This window comes from Pedobacter fastidiosus (genome assembly GCF_014306625.1).
GTDB classification, from domain to species: domain Bacteria; phylum Bacteroidota; class Bacteroidia; order Sphingobacteriales; family Sphingobacteriaceae; genus Pedobacter; species Pedobacter fastidiosus.
This window is the reverse complement of the sequence record NZ_JACRYL010000013.1, coordinates 36,535-57,275: the sequence shown is the minus strand read 5'-3', so window position 1 is coordinate 57,275 and position 20,741 is coordinate 36,535. Positions and strand designations below refer to the sequence as shown.

The 20,741-nt window shown below is 37.0% G+C and carries 14 protein-coding genes; 7 read left to right on the top strand and 7 right to left on the bottom strand.

What is annotated here, in order from left to right; translation table 11 throughout:
- The first annotated feature begins 104 nt into the window (after nucleotides 1–104).
- Together H7U22_RS15160 and H7U22_RS15155 are read left to right on the top strand one after the other, a co-directional pair.
- Nucleotides 105–1,625 carry an MFS transporter gene (locus H7U22_RS15160; protein WP_187072186.1) on the top strand — a complete coding sequence of 507 codons (1,521 nt, stop codon included), beginning with the start codon at nucleotides 105–107 and terminating at the stop codon, nucleotides 1,623–1,625.
- A gap of 9 nt (nucleotides 1,626–1,634) precedes the next feature.
- Nucleotides 1,635–1,886, top strand: a complete 252-nt coding sequence (locus H7U22_RS15155) for a DUF6814 family protein (protein WP_187072185.1) — start codon at nucleotides 1,635–1,637, stop codon at nucleotides 1,884–1,886.
- A gap of 764 nt (nucleotides 1,887–2,650) precedes the next feature.
- Here H7U22_RS15155 and H7U22_RS15150 read toward each other — a convergent pair.
- Both H7U22_RS15150 and H7U22_RS15145 read right to left on the bottom strand, forming a co-directional pair.
- Entirely contained in the window at nucleotides 2,651–3,835 is a 1,185-nt protein-coding gene (locus H7U22_RS15150; protein WP_187072184.1) for a class I SAM-dependent rRNA methyltransferase, read from the bottom strand.
- 69 nt (nucleotides 3,836–3,904) lie between these two features.
- Nucleotides 3,905–4,939, bottom strand: a complete 1,035-nt coding sequence (locus tag H7U22_RS15145) for a LacI family DNA-binding transcriptional regulator (protein ID WP_187072183.1) — start codon at nucleotides 4,937–4,939, stop codon at nucleotides 3,905–3,907.
- Nucleotides 4,940–5,206: 267 nt separating this feature from the next.
- Between H7U22_RS15145 and H7U22_RS15140 the strand changes: the two genes are divergently transcribed.
- The 5 genes from H7U22_RS15140 (at nucleotide 5,207) to H7U22_RS15120 (ending at nucleotide 13,823) form a co-directional block, all read left to right on the top strand.
- On the top strand, nucleotides 5,207–8,446 hold the full coding sequence (locus H7U22_RS15140) for a SusC/RagA family TonB-linked outer membrane protein (RefSeq protein ID WP_187072182.1): 3,240 nt from the start codon (nucleotides 5,207–5,209) through the stop codon (nucleotides 8,444–8,446).
- Between the two features lie 17 nt (nucleotides 8,447–8,463).
- A complete protein-coding gene (locus tag H7U22_RS15135; protein ID WP_187072181.1) occupies nucleotides 8,464–10,299 on the top strand; it encodes a RagB/SusD family nutrient uptake outer membrane protein in 1,836 nt (611 codons plus the stop codon).
- Between the two features lie 18 nt (nucleotides 10,300–10,317).
- The gene (locus H7U22_RS15130; RefSeq protein ID WP_187072180.1) at nucleotides 10,318–11,964 is read left to right on the top strand and encodes a fibronectin type III domain-containing protein; all 1,647 of its coding nucleotides are present in this window, start codon (nucleotides 10,318–10,320) and stop codon (nucleotides 11,962–11,964) included.
- Nucleotides 11,965–12,045: 81 nt separating this feature from the next.
- Nucleotides 12,046–12,780, top strand: coding sequence for a rhamnogalacturonan acetylesterase (locus H7U22_RS15125; RefSeq protein ID WP_187072179.1), 735 nt, complete (start codon nucleotides 12,046–12,048; stop codon nucleotides 12,778–12,780).
- A 2-nt stretch (nucleotides 12,781–12,782) separates the two neighbouring features.
- A complete protein-coding gene (locus H7U22_RS15120; protein WP_187072178.1) occupies nucleotides 12,783–13,823 on the top strand; it encodes a pectinesterase family protein in 1,041 nt (346 codons plus the stop codon).
- 195 nt (nucleotides 13,824–14,018) lie between these two features.
- Here H7U22_RS15120 and H7U22_RS15115 read toward each other — a convergent pair whose 3' ends face one another.
- The 5 genes from H7U22_RS15115 to uxaC all read right to left on the bottom strand — a co-directional run bounded on the left by H7U22_RS15115 (nucleotide 14,019) and on the right by uxaC (nucleotide 20,557).
- Nucleotides 14,019–15,644, bottom strand: coding sequence for an NADP-dependent glyceraldehyde-3-phosphate dehydrogenase (locus tag H7U22_RS15115; protein WP_187072177.1), 1,626 nt, complete (start codon nucleotides 15,642–15,644; stop codon nucleotides 14,019–14,021).
- A gap of 229 nt (nucleotides 15,645–15,873) precedes the next feature.
- Nucleotides 15,874–17,313, bottom strand: coding sequence for an MFS transporter (locus H7U22_RS15110; RefSeq protein WP_187072176.1), 1,440 nt, complete (start codon nucleotides 17,311–17,313; stop codon nucleotides 15,874–15,876).
- Nucleotides 17,314–17,333: 20 nt separating this feature from the next.
- On the bottom strand, nucleotides 17,334–17,996 hold the full coding sequence (locus H7U22_RS15105) for a bifunctional 4-hydroxy-2-oxoglutarate aldolase/2-dehydro-3-deoxy-phosphogluconate aldolase (RefSeq protein WP_187072175.1): 663 nt from the start codon (nucleotides 17,994–17,996) through the stop codon (nucleotides 17,334–17,336).
- Entirely contained in the window at nucleotides 17,993–19,042 is a 1,050-nt protein-coding gene (locus H7U22_RS15100; RefSeq protein WP_187072174.1) for a sugar kinase, read from the bottom strand. The genes H7U22_RS15105 and H7U22_RS15100 overlap by 4 nt, the downstream gene beginning before the upstream one ends.
- Nucleotides 19,043–19,156: 114 nt before the next feature.
- Nucleotides 19,157–20,557: a glucuronate isomerase gene (gene uxaC / locus H7U22_RS15095; protein WP_187072173.1), complete on the bottom strand. Its 1,401-nt coding sequence runs from the start codon at nucleotides 20,555–20,557 to the stop codon at nucleotides 19,157–19,159.
- Nucleotides 20,558–20,741 lie beyond the last annotated feature (184 nt).

Sequence of the window (20,741 nt, the reverse complement as noted above, 5' to 3'; positions counted from 1 at the left end):
AAAAGCCGAAAAGTTTTATTTTGTAACAATTTAACTAAGCAAAAAACTGAGTTACCGTTTTGCACTACAAATGTTTATCTTAGAAAACCAAATATTCCTATTTTATGAGCGAAACCCTACCCAAGAATAATATTTTCAAAGTTATTGGAGCCTCCTCTCTGGGCACTTTAATAGAATGGTACGACTTTTATATTTTCGGGAGCCTTGCTGTAATTATCGGTCACCAATTGTTTCCGGAGGATGCAGGTGCTTCAGCACTAATTAACACACTTGCTATTTTTGCTGCTGGTTTTATTGTTCGCCCTTTTGGTGCATTAGTTTTTGGGAGATTGGGAGATTTGATTGGCCGGAAATATACTTTTCTATTAACGCTGGTTTTAATGGGAGGATCAACATTTTTAATAGGCTTAATTCCATCTTATAAAAGCATTGGTTATGCTGCTCCAATTCTGGTTTTAATTTTAAGGTTGATTCAAGGTCTTGCGCTTGGTGGAGAGTATGGTGGAGCGGCAACCTATGTAGCCGAACATGCTCCTAAAAACAGAAGAGGCTTTTTTACCAGCTGGATTCAAACTACTGCAACCTTAGGCTTGTTCCTTTCATTGGGTGTAATTGTTATTACCAAAAATATTTTAGGCGCTGAAACTTTTGGCGATTGGGGCTGGAGAATTCCATTTTTACTATCCATTGTGTTGGTAGTGGTTTCTATTTACATCCGCATGAAGATGCACGAATCGCCCATGTTTTCTAAGTTAAAGGCCGAAGGGAATATTTCTAAAAACCCACTTAAAGAAAGCTTTAACAATAAAGGAAACTTCAAAATGGTACTGCTCGCTTTGTTCGGTGCTACCATGGGGCAAGGTGTTATTTGGTACACAGGTCAGTTTTATGCACAGTCATTTTTGGAGAACACCTGTAAATTAGATTTTAACGATTCTAGATATATTCTACTTTGGGGAATCGCTTTTGCCACACCTTTCTTTGTGATTTTTGGTGCCTGGAGCGATAAGGTTGGTCGGAAATGGATTATGTTGACTGGAATGCTCTTGGGTATAATTTTTTATCGCCCAATTTATCAGATGTTTTTGGATGATACCGATTTCACTAAAATTGAAAAGGCCGATATTTTATCTTCATCACCTATAACGAAATCTGTTTTAATTGAAGGAACTCAAGACAGTTTAAAAACAGTAACCACTAAAGTTTTACTGAAAAACGGAGCTTCTTTTAATATCGTGCAAGCAGATACCATTTCCATTACAAAAGGACCTTTACCTGTTAAGGAAATTATGAGAGATAAAGTTCTCCCTACTCCAGTTTTCTGGAAATTTGTAGGCTTAATTTTCTTTCAAATTCTTTTGGTAACCATGGTTTATGGACCAATTGCAGCTTTCTTGGTTGAACTTTTTCCAACTAAAATTAGATACACATCCATGTCTTTACCTTACCATATTGGCAATGGGGTTTTTGGTGGCTTAGTACCCTTTATTGCAACACTTATTGCAAGTTTTGCCGGCGCAACTCCGCTATCAGGGTTGTGGTATCCCATTGGGATTGCAACACTAAGTTTGATTATTGGAACGGTTTATTTATCCAATAAAAGAGATGAAAACATTAACGATTAAATAGAAAATATGAACGCGTTAAAGAAATTTTTGGGTGTAATTTGGATGATTGCTGGTCCGCTGGCAATGGCATTTTTAATTGTACAGGCCATACAAAAAGTAGGCCTAACCCATACCGAAATAGAGCGAACGAATACCATTTTACAATGGGCAATTATTCTTTTTATTTTCTTCCCTATAAGTATTGGATTGGTGATTTTCGGATTTTATGCCGTGAAAGGTGAGTACGATCAGTTGCCAGAAAGCTCGGAGGAGGTTTAATCTTTATTTCTACATACAAAATTAGTTTGGTGACTATTACCACCTAAGACATTTAAGAAAATATAAGTAGAATATTGGCTAAGCTTAGAGGGACCTTAAAACCTTTGTTAAAAAGCTAAGCGTATTTGCTGGATAACAAATCCAGTTTTATCAGTAGTACGAGATGCGATTCGCTAACATCTCGAACAGCTAAAATTTTAGTTTGGTAATTATTTACCGCCTAAGACATTTAAGAAAATATAAGTAGAATATTGGCCAAGCTTAGAGGGGAGCTTAAAACCTTTGTTTAAAGCTAAGCACATTTGCTGGATTATAAATCTAGATTTACCCATATTACGAGTGCGCTTCGCTAACATCTCGAACAGCTAAAATTTTAGTTTGGTAATTATTTACCACCTAAGACATTTAAGAAAATATAAGTAGAATATTGGCTAAGCTTAAGAGGGAGCTTAAAACCTTTGTTTAAAAGCTGAGCGTATTTGCTGGATAACAAATCCAGTTTTATCCATATTACGAGTGCGCTTCGCTAACATCTCGAACAGCTAACCACTTGCCATATCCTTGCCGTTGGTTTCAACCAACGGAACAATTTATGAGCATCCAGGGCTTTAGCCAAAATTTACGATCTGCAACCACTATTAATGATAGTTGAAAGGCTAATAAAACCCATTAACCTGTTTTCTTGGAATGGGACAAACATTAAAATGAGCAATGCTCTTGCTTTCCACATAATTAAGAAAGCCCAATATTCTAGCAAGCGAAATTTAAAGCACTCTTAACAACAGCCCTTTTAAATATTCACCTTCAGGGAAAGAAATCCTTACCGGATGATCCTCAGGCTGGCAAAATTGCTTAATAATTTGAACTTCCTTGCCTGCATCTAAAGCAGCCCAAGCAATAATCTGTTTAAAAGTCTCAATGTCTACTGCGCCTGAACATGAAAATGTAGCCAGTAAACCGCCTTTTTCTAAAAGCAGCATTCCCAAACGATTCAGGTCTTTGTAAGCTCTCGCCGCCCGATCCAAAGCAGAACGCGATGGTGCATATTTTGGTGGATCTAAAACTATGATATCAAACTTTTCGCCAGCTTCTTTAAATGCCCGAAGTTGTTTGTTTACGTCAGATTGGATTGTAGTTACCTTAGTTTCATCATATTTGTTTAGCACAACATTTTGTTTCAAAGTTTCTACCGCAAGTGCAGAACTATCTACGCTTACAATGCTTTTTGCACCAGTGGCTAAACTATTTAGACTGAAACCGCCACTATAACTAAAGCAATCTAAAACTTTTTTACCCTTTGTATAACTCGCCAAAATTTTTCTGTTATCGCGTTGATCGCAATAAAATCCAGATTTTTGTCCTTCGGCGATATTGATGTTATAGATGATTCCGTTCTCTTTTATTTCTAATAATTCTGGCGGATTTTCGCCCCAAATCACCCCGTTTTCTATTGGCAAACCTTCATGAGTACGAGCAGTGGCATCACTTTTATCAAAAATTCCTTTTGGGTTAAGTTCTGCTTTTAGAATCTCCACGATTTCATTTTTAACCTTTTCAATCCCCGAGCTTAAAATTTGAAAAGAGAGAAAATCAGCATATTTATCTACTATTAATCCAGGCAAAAAATCGGCTTCGCTAAAAACAAGTCGGCAGGTATTGGTTTCTTCCGTTAAAATAAACTGGCGTGATGCAATGGCCTGTTTCAACCGGTTTTCGTACCAAGTTTTATCAATGATCTGCGTTTCATCCCATTCTAATAATCTAACGGCAACTCTAGAATTGCTGTTGAAGTATCCATAAGCTAGAAATTCGTTATCGAAGGCAAAAACCTTTACCACATCTCCATCTTCAGGTTTTCCCTTTACTTTCTCTAATGCTCCGGAAAATACCCATGGATGTCTTTGTAACGCCGCTTTTTCTTTGCCCTTTTTTAATACGATTTCTACCATGGCGCAAAGGTAATAATTACTTTGGAGTTAAGCGTTTTGAGTTTTGGAATGCCTGATAATCGCTTTGGATTATAAATATCTATTTCCTAAGTTTTTCTTCATTCTAACCAATTCAGTATCTAAAACTCTGGTTTCAAATTCGGTTATAGGTCTTTTGGCCTCAATCATAGAGATGAGCAATTCGGTAGCGACCTGTCCAATTTCAAAAGCGGGCTGTTTAACGGAGGTTAAGGAAGGGGAAAATAATTCGACTAAATTCGAATTGGTAAAACCAGCAATTGCAATTTTATGGGCAACCTCTGGATTGGTATTTTTCAGTGCCAAAATACAGCCTGTAGTCAATCTATCACTAGAAATAAATATACCATCAGGTTTTAAGGGCAAAAGTTCTTTAACTGCTTGCTCCAATTCGGCGCTGTGCATACCTCCATGTTGGCAATACTTTACCAATTCGGGTTTAAATTCGATATGATATTTACTCAAAGCAGCCTTATAACCTTCTAATCTTTCTTTCGTATTGGATAAGGTTTCAGAGTTGGTTAAGTGCGCAATCACTCTTTTTCCCGATAGGATTAAGTGTTCCGTGGCATCAAAAGAGCCTTTAAAATTATTGGCAATTACCTTGTGGGTTTCAAAATTTTCGGGTACCCGATCAAAGAAAACTATGGGTAATCCTTTGGAGTACAAATCTCTCAAGTAATCTATATCCTGCGTTTCCGAAGATAAGGCAATCAATAAGCCATCAATGGAGCGGGAAGCTAAATGCTCTACGTTGAGTTTTTCCTGTTTATACGACTCATGGCTTTGAGAAATAATTACGTGGTAATCTCTATCATATGCAATCGATTCTATCCCATTTATAACCTGCGAAAAGAAGTTGTTTGCAATTTCACTAACGATGATTCCGATAGAATAACTCCGGCGTTCTTTTAGGCTTCTTGCAATTGGGTTTGCACGATAGTTTACCTTCTCCGCATAGGCTAGAACAAGCTTTTTAGTTTCTTCACTAATTTCGTAACGGTCTCTTAAAGCCCTGGAAACTGTTGATGTAGAGAGCCCCAAAGCTTTAGCAATATCTTTTATAGTGGAAGTTTCAAATCTCATTTTTAGTACTTGCACCCAAGTTACGAAAAATATCTCTTTTGGGGTTCTAAACCTGCTCAATTAATAAACGTTAAAACAACGTTTTTGGGAACGTTTGCACACTTTTTTAGTTAAATGTGTTAGCAATCGGTTTTAAGTTTGTAAAATTGTTACATCAACGTAACCAAATATTAATAAACAATAACATTTCGAAATAGAATTATATTCTACATGCAAGCGATTGCATAGTCTCAGAAAAACCAAATCACTTTCAAATAAATAATAATTATGAGCAGAGTTTTACTCTTTTTTGCATTTCTCTCTTTTTTTGGATTATCCGTAGCTCAAGCGCAAAACAAGCAGCTTACCGGAACTGTAAAAGATAAAGTTGATGGCCAACCACTTGTGGGCGTTAGCGTTACCGTTAGAGATTCTAAAACTGGAGCCAATACCGATGCAAATGGTGTTTACAAAATTAGTATTCCAGCCAAAGGTGCAATCCTTACTTTTACCTACGTTGGTTATAAAACCAAAAGCGTAGGCGTAACCGATCAAACCAAGTTCGATGTGTCTTTAGAAGAAGATGCGAATACCTTACAAGAGGTTACGGTTAATATTGGTTATGGATCGGTTAGAAAAGAAGCTTTAACGGGTTCTGTTTCTTCCATCAAAGGAAAAGATATCGATCAATTTCCAGTGAGCACAATTGCGCAAGCCTTAGCAGGTAAAATGGCTGGGGTTTCTGTAGCATCTACCGAGGGTAGCCCTGGTGCAGAGGTTGTAATTAAAGTTCGTGGCGGTAGTTCGCTAACTGGCGATAACTCTCCACTTTATATTGTGGATGGAATTCAGGTTGAAAATGCTTTGTCGATTTTATCTCCGAATGAAATTGAGAGCATGGATTTACTAAAAGACGTAGCCTCAACCTCAATTTATGGTAGTCGTGGTGCAAATGGCGTTTTAATCATTACAACCAAAAGCGGTAAAAACGGACGTACAATCGTATCGTTTGATACTTATGCTGGAGCAAGACAAATTGTGAATAAGCTTGATGTAATGAACCCTTACGAGTTTGTAAAATATCAATATGAGCTTTATAACAACAATACCGCACAAGATGTAAAGGACACTTTTACCAAGAAATATGGCACTTTCGAAGATTTGGATATTTACAAAAACATTCAAAATATCGATTGGCAGGATAAAGTTTTCGGTCGCCAAGCTTGGAGCAATACGCAGATTTTAAATTTATCTGGAGGTACCGAGAAAACAACTTACAATTTCTCTATCAATAATACTGGAGAGGATGGAATTATGCTAAACTCAGGTTATAAAAGAACCTTTGCTTCGTTTCGTTTCGATCATAAAATTTCTGATAAATTAAGAATGGGTTTGAATGTTCGTTACAGTCGCCAGCGTATTGATGGGGTTGGAACCTCTTCAACCGGTTCTCAAGGTACTAACCGTTTAAGAAACTCCGTTCGTTACCAGCCATATTCTGGCGGAAGTGATTCTGGCGATTTATTCGATGCAGATTATTTAACAACTGGTTTAACCAATCCGATTACATTGGCTAACCAAGAGTTAAAATACGATTACAGAAATGATTTAATCAGTAGTGGATATTTGCAATATTCTATCCTTAAGAATTTAACTTTTAAGAGTACCATCGGGATGACTTTCTCTGATAGGAAAACAAACACCTTCAACGGGCCAGTAAGTAATGTTGCCAGAAACAATGCTGGTTTACCGGCCATTCAGTTAGATAATTCGACCACAAAAAGCATTTTGAATACCAATACACTAACCTACAAACCTAATTTGGGCAAAGAGCACACTTTGGATTTATTAGTGGGTGAGGAAACCAATATGATTGATGTGAATGCGGGAAGCTCTACTATTAAATGGTTTCCGGTAAACATTACGGCTGATGAAGCTTTCGGAAGTATCCAAAAAGCAGAACCACCAGCAGGATCTATTCAGGATAAACCAACATCATTAATCTCTGGAACCAGACAATTCTCTTTATTTGGAAGAGCATCTTATGGATTCATGAATAGGTATTTCGCAACCTTCAACTTTAGAACAGATGCTTCATCGTTATTTGCAGCGGGTAAACAATGGGGTTATTTCCCATCAGGACAGGTTGCTTGGCGTGCATCAGAAGAAAAATTCTTTAAAGATTTAGATTTAAACTGGCTCGATAACCTTAAGGTCCGTGTAAGTTATGGTGCTGCAGGAAATAACCGCATCGGTCAAGATTTATTTAGAACCTTATTTTATTCTAACTCAACTGCTGGTGGTTATGCAGTTAACGATGCAGGTGTTTCTACAGGTTTAATTTCTGGCTCGAGTACAGGAAACATCTTATCAAATCCCAATATCACTTGGGAAACCAATACCTCAACAAATGCTGGTTTAGATATCGATTTATTTAAAAATAAGCTAACGTTAAACATCGATTATTACGATAACAAAACTAAAAATTTGTTGTTAAATGCAAACGTTCCTCAAACCACAGGATATTCTACACAACAGCAAAATGTTGGTAAAACGCAGAATACAGGTTGGGAGTTTCAGTTAAATTATCAAGCGGTTAGAACGAAAGATTTTACCTACAACACAAGTTTTAACATCTCATTTAATAAAAACAAAATTGTGGCCTTACAAAGCGGTGTAAATTCTTACATCACGCAGTCTGGCTGGGTAAATAGTTTGGGCGATTTTAAAGTAGAGGTTGGTCAACCGGTTGGTCAATTCTACGGTTTTATATCTGATGGAAGGTATACGGTTGATGATTTCACGGCTGTTCAAAATACAAACGGAAGTTATAGCTATACTTTAAAATCTGGTATCCCGAATAGTTACGTATTACTAGGAAACAAAAATCCACAGCCTGGAGATATGAAAGTTCAAAAGCTTTCTTCATCATCGAGTATGATGATTGGCGATGATGATAGAACTGTTCTAGGAAATGCACAGCCGAAATTTACTGGTGGTTTAAACAATCAGTTCGCTTATAAAAACTTTGACTTAACGGTTTTCGTAAACTTTAGTTATGGCAGCAAGGTTTATAACGCAAACAAGTTAGAATTTACTTCACAATATAATGTTAAGGATAACAACTTGTTGGCGGTAATGAATGATCGTTGGCAAAACTTTGATGCCAATGGTGTTAAAGTAACCGATCCGGCATTATTAACAGCAATGAATGCGAACACAACCATGTGGACACCAACAACTGGTAATTATTCTCTAACATCTTACGCTATTGAAAATGGATCATTTTTGAGAATAAGCAATGTAACTTTAGGTTATACTTTACCACAAACCTTAATTAAAAAAACAGGGTTTATTTCTAAGTTAAGGGTTTATGGAACAGTTAATAATCTTTACACAATTACAGGTTATACGGGCTACGATCCAGAGGCAAATACACGGAGATCGAATCCACTAACACCAGGTGTAGATTATGCTGCTTATCCACGGAGCAGATATATTCTTGCAGGAATTAACATGGTATTTTAACATCAACATTAAAGAAAATGAACAATAAATTTATAAAATCGGCTTTAATGGTAATTGCTGTTGGAGCGTTGAGTATAACCACTTCCTGTAAAAAATATTTGGATGTAGAATCACCTTCATCATCCTCTCCAGAAGTGGTTTTTGAAAGTACTACGTATACAAATTCTGCAATTGTTGGTGTTTATAACCGTCTTTGCGGAGATAACGGTTATGGCAGTAGAATTTCTACTTTATTTGGATTAAGTGCCGATGATTTTAAAACATCTGGAAGCTACAGTTCTTCAGATAGACGCGGAATTAGCATGTACGGAGCAAGTTCGGACAATACGGATTTAACTAACCCCTTTTTACAATTATACCAAGGTGTAGAAAGGGCAAATATTTGTATTAAATACATTCCCGCTTCAAAACTTTACAGCAATGGATCTGCGGCAGATCAAATTTTAATGAAACGCTATTATGGTGAAGCATTGGCTTTAAGAGCGCAATTTTTATATGAACTGATTCGCAACTGGGGCGATGTTCCTGCATCATTTGTACCTGCTGCCGATGCAGAAACACTTTACGGTCCTAACGTAGACCATAACAAAACATACGATCAAATTTTGGCTGATTTAAAATTGGCAGAAGATTTAGTGCCATGGAGAAGTTCGATTGCTGAATACGGAAGTTTTCGCTTCACTAAAGGTGCTATTAAAGGTTTAAGGGCAAGAATTGCTTTGGCTCGTGGTGGTTATGCGCTAAAAGTAAATCAAATGGTTCGCAGTAGCGATTACCTAACCTTTTACAAAATAGCGTTCGATGAATGTTTGGACATCATGAATCATCCTGCAGATCATAAATTAAACCCTGTTTATGAAAACGTTTTCAAATCATTACACGGAACAAGAGCTGATGATGCACACGAATTGATGTTCGAGGTGGCGGCATTTGGAAGTAATGCATCAACCGATAGCAAATTGGGTTATTACAACGGAATTCGTTTCAATGCAGCTTCTACTTTTGGTACTGGCGGTGGCGGTATGAATGCCGTTCCAACTTATTTTTATGAATTTGATGTAACCAAAGATTCACGTAGAGATGTAACCATTGGTGTTTTTGAAATCACAGCTACATCGAAAAAAATTATTAATACATTATTTAACATGACAGATGGCAAATTCCGTAAATCATGGACAGCCTTTAACGGTTCATCTGCATCTCAAAATTTTGCGGTAAACTGGCCAATTCTACGTTATGCCGATGTTTTGCTGATGTACGCAGAAGCTGATAACGAAATAAATGGTTCGCCATCAGCTACAGCAATAAGTGCTTTGCAAGAAGTTCAAAAACGTGCTTATGTTGGGTTTGAAACTCAAATTCCAGTTACTCCAACGGATAAGGCTGGATTTTTTACTGCAATTGTTAAAGAACGTTTATTGGAATTTGGTGGAGAAGGAATTCGTAAATACGACTTAATCCGCTGGAATTTGTTGGGCAGTAAGTTTGATGAAACAAGAACGAAATTAAGAGCATTAATTGCCGGAACAGGTGCTTATGCTGGGGTGCCCGATTACATTTATGCCAAAGAGGGAACTTACCTTTTAGGTACAAGTGTAAACGAAGTAGCCACTTTAGATTTATATGGAGGTACACCAAACAACGTATTTGTTTCGCCAGGTTTAGGATCTTCTTCTGCTCCAACTGGATATACCACAAAAAACTGGAGGAAAGCAGTTACCGAAGAAAACGCAATTACAAGTACATCAACCGGTTTGGCATTTTATTTTGAAGCAAATAAAAAAGAACTTTTCCCTTATCCAAAAACAGCATTAATCGAGAATCCGAGTATTACTCAAAACTTTGGTTATTAACGTAATAATATCTTTAAGATGAAAAAAATTATATATCAATTGGGATTTAAGCTAATGCTATTATCGCTTTTAGCGATCGCAATTTCTTCTTGTAAAAAAGAAGATGAGGCACCAACAGATCCAGCCAGAATATTTAAACCAAGCGATGTAAAAATTGCTGCTGGTGAAACTACAGCTAAATTAACTTGGACATTGCCAATAATGTCGACAGGGAAAGCTTTAAAATACAGTATCGATTTCTCTACAGATTCTCTGTTTTCGACGATAAAATACACCACAACATCAGATACCGCTGGCGTAACCGTAACAGAAGAAAATCTTGCGGTTAGAACGAAATATTATGCAAGAGTTAAAGCTAATGCAACTGAAAGTCAGCCAGAATCTAAATACGTTCGCAGCAGTGCTTTCCAATTAACTGGGATTCAGCTGTTTTTAGCAATAAGAGATGCGGAGATCAAGGAAAATAATGTTGTTTTACGCTACACGCCAACTGTTGGATTGAGCTCTATCGTGCTAACTCCAACAACAGGTACTGCGATAACTTCTACTTTGAGTACAGCTGATGCGACGGCAGGATTAAAATCGGTTACAGGCTTAACCGCAGGCACAAAATATACGGCAGAGCTTTTTCAAGGAACCAAAAGCAAAGGCATTACAACCTTTACTACATTAGCGCCAACAACTTACACCGTAAAACTTAACCCAGGCGATGATTTAGCTGCAGCAATAACAGGTGCAACAAATGGTGCTGTTATCGGTTTAAATCCTGGAACTTATAACTTGACTGCATCTTCATTTATCACTCAAAAAACCATTACTATTAAATCTACTTCTGGAAATCCTAGCGATACCAAAGTAAATTATAAGGAAATAGACATTGAAGGAACTGGTGCTGGTATAACTTTATCGGGCATTGAGCTTGATGGAACACTTAATACTTCATCTTATTTTCTAAACCTTATTGGCTCGCAAGCTGTAAATGGTTCGGCAGCAACATTTACTAATATCGTTGTTGATAATTGCATTGTTCACGGATCTACAACTGCATTTTTACGTGGAGATAGAGGCACTGGAGCTAGAGATTTTAAAATTACAGGGATTACGGTTAACAATTCTGTAGTTTATGATATGGGTGCAAACGGAACTTCGACCTATTACACTTTCAACATTACCAAATTGCAATTTAGCACCATCACAGTTTCTAAATCTACTTTTTACAATTGCGGCCCAGGTTTGGTACTGGCTTCAACAATTGCTACTGGCGATCAAACTCCATCGGTATTAATTAGCAATTCTACTATAAATGGTTTTGGAGGAAGCGCAAAGTATGCGTTATTAGATGCGAATACTAATCCAATTAATTTCAGCATTCAAAATAGCATTTTTGCAAATACACCAAAATCTAGCACTGTAGTAGCTGCAGCAATTAGAGGAACAGGTGCAGGAAGTTCTATCGCCATTACGAATAGTAATTACTTCAACTTATCCACCGCTTTAACCGGCGGAACTGCATTAACCTTCGGGCCGGCAGTTTCAACCAGTACACAAACCATAAATTTAGGATGGACTGCAACTACAACCGATTTCACTTTACCAGCTGGCTCAGCACTGAGAACTGCAGGAAATACAGGAGGTGCAATTGGAGATCCACGGTGGACATTTTAATTAAATAATTCATTAATATATGGGCAGATAATTTTATCTGCCCTTTTTTATGCCGTAAATTAGTGTACCAGTTTCTTGATCATGAAAATTATTAAATCCCTTTTTGCAATCGCATCCATAGCATTACTTTCCTTCACATTTGTGCAGAAGAAAATCACAGTTTATATCATTGGAGATTCTACCGCTGCAAATAAAAAACCAGAAGCTTTTCCGGAAACGGGATGGGGAATGGAATTACAAGCCTTTTTTAAAAGTGATGTTGTGGTTGATAATCGAGCGTTAAACGGAAGAAGTACAAAATCCTTTCAAACTGAAAAACATTGGCAACCCATTCTGGATCAATTAGCTCCTGGCGATTATGTTTTTATTGAATTTGGCCACAACGATGAGAAGACAGATAAACCTGCAATCGGAACATCACTTGCAGAATTCAAGGCTAATCTGGTTAAATTTGTAAATGAAACCCGAAGCAAAAAAGCGTTTCCAGTTCTGCTAACGCCTATTTCGAGAAGGAGCTTTAAAAATGGTGTTTTAATTGATTCTCATGGAGATTATCCAAGCGTAACCAGGAAGGTTGCAGATTCGTTAAAAGTGCCCTTAATTGATATGCTGATTAAAACCGAGAGCCTTCTAAATCGTATGGGCGATCTTCCTTCCATAAAATTATTTAATCACGTAGATTCTGGAAATGTAAATTATCCGACAGGCAAAAAAGATGATACACATTTAAGTCCTGAAGGCGCAAAACAAGTTGCTGGTTTAGTAGTAAATGGAATTAAGGAACAGAAGTTGAACCTAGCTAAAAAATTGAAGTAAGTATGAAATTTGCGTTAAAAAACTTCAATAGAAAAACAAATCTTATTGCTTTTTCATTCGCATTATTATTGGCTTTATTTCACCATAATTGTGAGGCACAGTCTCCAACTTATCCTCAAGAAATCACCGTTTCGCAAGATGGATCTGGGAATTATAAAACCATTCAGGAAGCTGTAAATTCAATACGAGATTTAGGGGAGAAAGAAGTTAAAATTTTAATCAAAAAAGGAACTTACAGAGAAAAACTTATCATTCCTTCTTGGAAAACGAAGATCAAGTTAATCGGCGAAAGAAAAGAAAATACAATTATAACTTTTGGAGATTTCTCCGGCAAAGTAAATCCATTAGGAAAAGATGCCTTCGGCAAGGACAAATTTTCCACCTACACTTCTTACACATTTTTGGTTGAAGCAGATGATATTACCCTTGAAAATTTAACAATTGTAAACGATGCTGGAGCAGTTGGTCAAGCGGTTGCACTCCATGTAGAAGGTGATCGGTTTGTGGCGCAAAACTGCAATATTTTAGGTCATCAAGATACCTTATACGGCGCTACAGAAAGTAGCAGACAAATTTATATCGGTTGTAATATTGAAGGAACTACAGATTTTATTTTTGGAAAATCGACCATGGTATTTCAGCATTGTACGATCAAAAGTTTAAGCAATTCTTATGTAACCGCAGCTGCAACATCTCCACGACAAAAATATGGTTTAGTGTTTTTTGATTGTAAATTGATTGCAGATAGCGCAATTAATAAAGTTTACCTCGGCAGGCCGTGGCGACCTTTTGCCAAAACCGTTTTTATTAATTGTGAGCTCGGAAAGCATATAGTTGCTGAAGGTTGGAATCCGTGGAAAGGCGATGCAATGTTTCCTGATAAAGAAAAAACAGCTTATTACGCAGAGTACAAAAGCAAAGGGTTGGGGGCTTCTGCAAAGACTCGTGTTTCTTGGTCAAAACAACTAACCGCACAAGAAGTTAAAAGTTATACTGTTCAGAATGTTTTAAAAGGATTGGATAATTGGAATCCAGTTAATTGAAGTTTTTTTATAAAAAACTTCCGTGTATCAGTGTTTCCGTGGCAAAATTTTAGTTGTAATGAATGTTGTGGCTAGTAACTTATCAAATCTTTTTCTCAATCGCGAACGGCTCTTTTTGAAAGACGAATTTTATTCTATTTTTCTGTGATAAAACACTAGTCGTAGCGAAACGCTACGACTAGTGAGTTGAAAATTTTAAAAAATATACTTCGTACTTAAAAAGTTCGAATCATTATCGCTTACAATTTCATTTAGTAATTTCTTGTTGTTATCAGTAAGTTTCGTTGCAACCAAAGATCTTATGGAGAAGGATCGTAATGCATCTACAACAGAAAGTGTGCCTTCAGCACTATCTTTACGGCCAGTAAAAGGAAAAACATCCGGACCGCGTTGGCACTGGCAGTTAATGTTTACACGACTTACCTGATTAACCAAAGGATCAATTAGGGAAGAAATTACAGCAGCATTATTACTGAAAATACTAACTTGTTGTCCATGTGGTGAACCGATTAAATATTCGATTGGTTCTTCCAAATCATCAAAAGGAACAACAGGAATTACTGGGCCAAATTGTTCTTCGCGGTACAATTTCATGTTGCTCGTAACAGGGTAAACAATTGCAGGATAAACAAAAGTTTCTAAAGTTTGTCCGCCATTTTTATTAACCACTTTTGCGCCATGACTTACCGCATCATCAATACACTCTTTTAAATATTCTGGTTTATTAAGTTCTGGAAGCGGGGTTAAGTTTACACCTTTTTCCCACGGCATCCCAAATTTTAGTTTTTCAACTTCGGCAGATAATCGTTTTAAAAATTCTTGAGATAAACTACGGTGAACGTAAACGATTTTAATCGCAGTACAACGTTGCCCATTAAAGGAAAGCGATCCTAAAACAGTTTCAGAAACCGCTAAATCTAAATCAGCATCTTTGGTAATAATAGCTGCATTTTTAGCATCTAAACCTAAAATTGCCCTCAAGCGGTTAACTTTTGGATGTAATTTTTTAAGTTCGTTGGCAACCTTGCTCGATCCGATCAGCGTTAATACATTGATTTTGCCAGATTTCATCAATCCTGGAACGATTATATTTCCACGGCCGTAAATTGTATTTACAACACCTTTAGGAAAACTAGAACGGAAAGCTTCAAGCAATGGATAATGCAATAACGTTCCGTGTTTTGGTGGTTTGAATAAAAGCGTATTGCCCATAATCAAAGCGGGAATCAGCGTGGTAAATGTTTCGTTTAACGGATAATTAAACGGACCCATACAAAGTACAACTCCAAGTGGAGAACGACGAACCTGAGCCACAATTCCTTGCTCAATTTCAAAACGAGAAGATTGCCTGTCGATATCTTTTAACGCATCAATCGTTGCGTAAATGTATTCCACGGTACGATCAAATTCCTTTACAGAATCGGCATAAGATTTACCGATTTCCCACATAATTAATTTTGCAACAATTTCCTTTTGCTCAATCATTTTATGGGTAAAGTTTTCTACGCAAGAAATGCGATCTGCAACGCTCATGGTAGGCCATTGCCCACGACCATTATCGTAAGCGGCAACTGCTGCATCCAGAGCTTCAGTAGATTCCTTTTCTGTACAAACCGGAAAACTACCGATCCGTTTTCGTTTTAAGCCATCAGCAGTCTTTATACATACAGGAGAAAAAACCTCATTAAAAGGCCCGTTCCATGGTTTCATTTCTCCGTTGGAAAGAAACTCTCTCTGATTGATTTCTTCTTTGAGCCTAAATTCATCTGGAATCTGGCTTTCTTCAACGAAAATACTTTCGAGGTTTAAAGTTGTGCTCAATTTTGGTTTGTTTGTTAGGGTTTAATTTAATTCTCTAAACCTATAGTTTTAGTATAGATTAATATTGCTCTTCTTTTAGAAGAAGAAAATGAAGCTGTATCATAAATCAATTTTTCTGTAGATTTTTGTCACATTGAGCCTTTGGAGATGCCTTAAAAGCATTTTTATTAATCCTTCGATAAGCTCAAGATGACAATTTACGTTTATGACCCAGCCTGATTTTACTTAATTATTTTAGTTCTATAACCTTATATTTTGGAACAAGGGTTTTCATTACTGTCCAGCCGATTAAATAGCAAACAGCACATAAAGAAAATACGATGAAATATCCGGCTTCTTCGCCTTTAAAACCCATAAATACGATTTGATTTTCACCTGTATAATCGAATAATAAACCCGATCCTTTATTAATGAAAAAAGACCCTATACCGCCTGCCATTCCGCCAATACCTGTAATGGTTGCAATCGCTTTTTTAGGAAACATATCGCCAACGGTAGAGAAAATATTTGCAGACCAAGCCTGATGCGCTGCACCAGCGATACCGATAATTATAACGGGAATCCAATAGGTAATATGCCCTAACGGTTGCGCCAGTAAAGCAAGGAGTGGGAAAAACGCAAAAATTAACATCGCTCTCATTCTGCCTTCATAGGGATTCATACCCTTTTTCTCTACAAAATAAGTAGGTAACCAGCCACCAATAATGGAAAGTAAGGTAATCATATAAAGTACAAACAATGGAAATGCACTTTGCGTAGAATCCATTTTATAAACAGAACTTAAATAAGCGGGTGTCCAGAATAGAAAGAACCACCAAACTCCATCCGTCATAAATTTCCCGAAAGCAAACGCCCATGTTTGTTTGTATTTAAAGCAATCGATAAAAGAAACTTTATCTGTAGTTTCTTCCACATAATCAGCAAGTTTTCTATCCGCAATTATATCCTGTTGAATGTAAGCCAATTCTTCAGCATTAACTTTTGGATGTAATTCTGGTTTTTTATATACAAAAACCCAAAAGCCCATCCATACAAAACCTAAGGCACCGATAATAAGAAAAGCCATTTCCCAGCCATAAGCCTTCGCAATAAATGGAACTGTAATTGGTGCAGCTAATGCGCCGACTGTTGCGCCAGCGTTAAAAATACTGGTAGCAAATGCTCTATCTTTTTTAGGAAAATATTCTGCTGTTGCTTTTATTGCTGCAGGGAAATTTCCAGCTTCACCAACGGCTAAAACAAATCTTGCAAAAATAAACAAGGTAACGCTTACCGTAATAACTGTTCCTGTATTGCTTGCTAATTCTATAGAATCTTTTGCGCCTTCAAAACCTACCAACCAATGGCCGTTTAATATGCCTGCTGTCGCGATGCCACAAAATGCATGTAAACAAGCACCAAAAGACCAAACGCCAATTGCCCAAAGAAAGCCTTTTTTAGTATCGAGTTTATCAACCAACCGACCAGCAAAAAGCATCGATATTGCATAAAAAATTGAGAATAAAGCTGTTATGTTTCCGTAGTCGTTATTCGTCCAATGAAATTCTGGTGCAATAAAATCTTTCCAGGTTAGAGAAAGAACTTGCCTATCAAGATAGTTTATGGTGGTAGCAAAAAATAGAAGTGCACATATCGTCCATCTGTATTTGCTTGTTTTGGTTTGGATCATTTGGTTAGGTTGTGTGTGGTTTATTTATTCTGCTTAATTAAATCAAGCGCTAATTTTGTGTTTTCGGATAACTCTTCGTACAAACCTTTGCTCATAACGTCTTTACTAATCAGTTTACTGCCCATACCAACTGCACAAACGCCAGCCTTAAACCAAGTTTTCAAATTATCGGCATCAATTTCTACTCCGCCTGTTGGCATAAATAATTGACCGGCAAATAAATCTTTTATGGATGATATAAACTCAGGGCCTAAAATATTGGCTGGGAAAATCTTAATCAGCATGGCTTTGTGTTCTTGCGCAACACTAATTTCTGTCGGCGTCATACATCCAGGAATCCAAAGCATACCAATTTTGTTGGCAATTTCTGCAACTGCAGGATTCACAATTGGAGCGACTATAAAATCTGTTCCGGCATCAATAAAAGCATGCGCATCTGCAGGTGTTTTAATGGTGCCAATTCCTAAGTAAAGATCAGGCATTTCAGCATCGCGAATTTCCTTCAGTTTTTTAAAGTTTGGCAAAGCCGATTTTCCACGGTTTGTATATTCAAAAACGCGAACGCCTGCTTTATATAAAGTGCGGAGAATCTCTACACTTCCGGCTTCGCTATCCTGATAAAAAAGAGGTAGCATGCCTTGCTCTAAAATGGCATCTAAAATTTTATGCTTGTTGCTGATCATCTTATTATTCTTTTTTCTATATCGGCCACAGTACTGGTTGTGGCATCGCTTGGAATGTATAATTTATCGTAGGCTGCTGCAGTAGCAAAGTTTAGGGTTTCTTTAACAGATAAATGATTGTAAAAACCATAAATTAATCCCGCCATAAAACAATCGCCACTTCCAACTTTATCTAAAATTTCTTCTGAAACATACTCTTCAGAAACAGTTAGTTCATTATTGGCGTAAAGGGCTGTATAATATTTAATTCCTTTTCCATTATCAAATCGGAAGGTATTTGCAACTGCCTTACATGCCGAAAACAAACTTAATATTTCTTTGGATGTATCCGTTGCTTGTTGCAGTAACGTTTCCTTTGCATAACCTTCAGTTGGTGTTAAATCTTCGTGAAGCGCTGTACCTAGCATTTTGTTTGCCGCCCAAACATTACCCATAATTAAGGTGCAATATTTGGCTAATTCTGGGAGAATATTAATAGGTTCTTTACCATATTTCCAAAGTTTAGCCCGGTAGTTTAAATCTAAGGAAATGGTGATGTTTTTTGAGCTTGCTACTTTCAAAGCTTCCAAACAAACATCAGCAACAGCCTGATTAATCGCTGGGCAAATTGCGCTGAAATGGAACCAGGTTATGCCTTCAAAAACTTCATCCCAATTAATTTGGCCAACCTCTAATTGAGCATAAGCAGAATTTGCCCGATCGTAAATTACGCCTGCATTTTTTAAATCTTTTCCTTTGGGCAAATAATATAAACCCAAACGCTCGCCGTGGTAAACCATAGGCGATGTATCTATATTTTTGCTATCGAGATACTCTATAATTTCTTCTGTTACCGAATTTTTTGGCACAGCCGATAAGTAAGCTGAAGGTACATTCCAAAGGGCTAATGCAGTTGCCACATTAAGCTCTGCACCGCCAACGTAAAAGGGTAATTTATTTTCTTTTAACCACTGGCCATCCATATCGGGGCAAATGCGTAAAAGTATTTCGCCAAAGCTTAAAACTTTTTCTCCTTTTTTTGATGAAGCTAATATTTGGTCGCTCATTTTTATGTTTAATCGGCGTATTTCATGCTGTTTTCTTCAACGGTATGAAAAAGAAAGGAAAACGATTGAAATGATTTGATTCAAACGAATTCCACTCAAAAAGCCTGATTTTGGTTAAAATTTAAAGTAATTTTTTGCGTTAAAATACGAAATATCCTGCACAATTTTGCCAACCCACTCTAAGTCGTTTGGCAATTCTCCGTTCTCAATATCCTCTCCAAATAGGTTACAAACAATTCTTCTGAAGTATTCGTGACGAGGAAAAGAAAGGAAACTACGAGAATCTGTAAGCATCCCAACCATGCGACTTAAAAGCCCCATATTGGAAAGTGCATTAAGTTGTTTAATCATGCCATCTTTCTGATCTAAAAACCACCAAGCCGAACCAAATTGAACTTTACCTGCAATTGATCCATCATTGAAATTTCCAATCATCGTTGCAATAAGTTCGTTATCTGCTGGGTTAAGATTATAGATAATCGTTTTCGCCAATTTATCCTGCGTATCTAAGCGGTTTAAAAATTTAGAAAGCATTCTTGCTTGACTAAAATCTCCGATAGAATCCCAACCAGTATCTGGGCCCAATTTGCTGAGCATTCTTGCGTTATTATTGCGCAAAGCACCTAAATGATATTGTTGAACCCAACCTTTTTCATGATCCAATTCTGCAAAATAAACCAGCATTGCCGATTTAAATTTTAGGTTTTCCTGATAGCTGATTTCTTGTTTACCACGAATTTTATCGAAGATCGATTTGATTTCAATTTCTGTATAATCTTCAGCATAAATCTGCTCTAAACCATGATCTGAAACCGAACAGCCATGATCTGCAAAGTAATCATGGCGACTTTTTAAAGCATCAATATAATCCTGAAAACTGCTAATGGTTTTATTAACCACCGATTCCAATTTATCGATATATTCATTTAAGCCTTCAACATCATCACTATTCATTGCCTTATCAGGGCGGAAAGCTGGTAACATTTTTAAGTTTGCACCTTCTCTAACCAATTGCTGATGAAAGTTTAAACTATCCAAAGGATCATCGGTAGTACAAACAGCCTCAACATTCATTTTCGCTAATAAACCACGAACAGAATATTCTGGAGTTTGCAATTTGGCAGAACAATCATCGTAAATTTTTTGGGCTGTTTTACCAGAAAGCAAATCAGTAATTCCAAAATAACGTTGCAGTTCTAAATGTGTCCAATGGTATAAAGGATTGCGTAAAGTATAGGGAACGGTTTCAGCCCATTTTTCAAACTTTTCGTAATCTGATGCCACACCGGTAATGTATTTTTCATCAACACCGTTGGCCCGCATGGCTCTCCATTTGTAATGGTCGCCTGCTAGCCAAACTTGACTGATATTTGAGAATTGCGTATTGTTCGCAATTTGCTCTGGGATTAAGTGATTATGGTAATCGATAATCGGCAATGATTTTGCAAAATTGTGATAAAGCTTTTCAGCTGTTTTGTTTTGCAAAAGAAAATTTTCGTCTAAAAAAGGTTTCATTTGAATGAGATTTGAGACATTAGATAGGAGATTTTAGATTTTTCAAAACACCTATCTTTTATATCATATTTTTAATTGTGGTTTGTGAGGACACAGACCACGGATTTATTATTTTATGGTTGGTGCGCAACCAACCTTTGGGCTTAGGTTACTTTACGAATGAGATTGCTCCGTGCCTCGCAAT

Coding starts and splice junctions, on each gene's coding strand:
- H7U22_RS15140 (WP_187072182.1), top strand. CDS start 5,207: ATGAGCAGAGTTTTACTCTTTTTTGCATTTCTCTCTTTTTTTGGATTA.
- H7U22_RS15120 (WP_187072178.1), top strand. CDS start 12,783: ATGAAATTTGCGTTAAAAAACTTCAATAGAAAAACAAATCTTATTGCT.
- H7U22_RS15155 (WP_187072185.1), top strand. CDS start 1,635: ATGAACGCGTTAAAGAAATTTTTGGGTGTAATTTGGATGATTGCTGGT.
- H7U22_RS15130 (WP_187072180.1), top strand. CDS start 10,318: ATGAAAAAAATTATATATCAATTGGGATTTAAGCTAATGCTATTATCG.
- H7U22_RS15135 (WP_187072181.1), top strand. CDS start 8,464: ATGAACAATAAATTTATAAAATCGGCTTTAATGGTAATTGCTGTTGGA.
- uxaC (WP_187072173.1), bottom strand. CDS start 20,557: ATGAAACCTTTTTTAGACGAAAATTTTCTTTTGCAAAACAAAACAGCT.
- H7U22_RS15125 (WP_187072179.1), top strand. CDS start 12,046: ATGAAAATTATTAAATCCCTTTTTGCAATCGCATCCATAGCATTACTT.
- H7U22_RS15110 (WP_187072176.1), bottom strand. CDS start 17,313: ATGATCCAAACCAAAACAAGCAAATACAGATGGACGATATGTGCACTT.
- H7U22_RS15160 (WP_187072186.1), top strand. CDS start 105: ATGAGCGAAACCCTACCCAAGAATAATATTTTCAAAGTTATTGGAGCC.
- H7U22_RS15105 (WP_187072175.1), bottom strand. CDS start 17,996: ATGATCAGCAACAAGCATAAAATTTTAGATGCCATTTTAGAGCAAGGC.
- H7U22_RS15100 (WP_187072174.1), bottom strand. CDS start 19,042: ATGAGCGACCAAATATTAGCTTCATCAAAAAAAGGAGAAAAAGTTTTA.
- H7U22_RS15150 (WP_187072184.1), bottom strand. CDS start 3,835: ATGGTAGAAATCGTATTAAAAAAGGGCAAAGAAAAAGCGGCGTTACAA.
- H7U22_RS15145 (WP_187072183.1), bottom strand. CDS start 4,939: ATGAGATTTGAAACTTCCACTATAAAAGATATTGCTAAAGCTTTGGGG.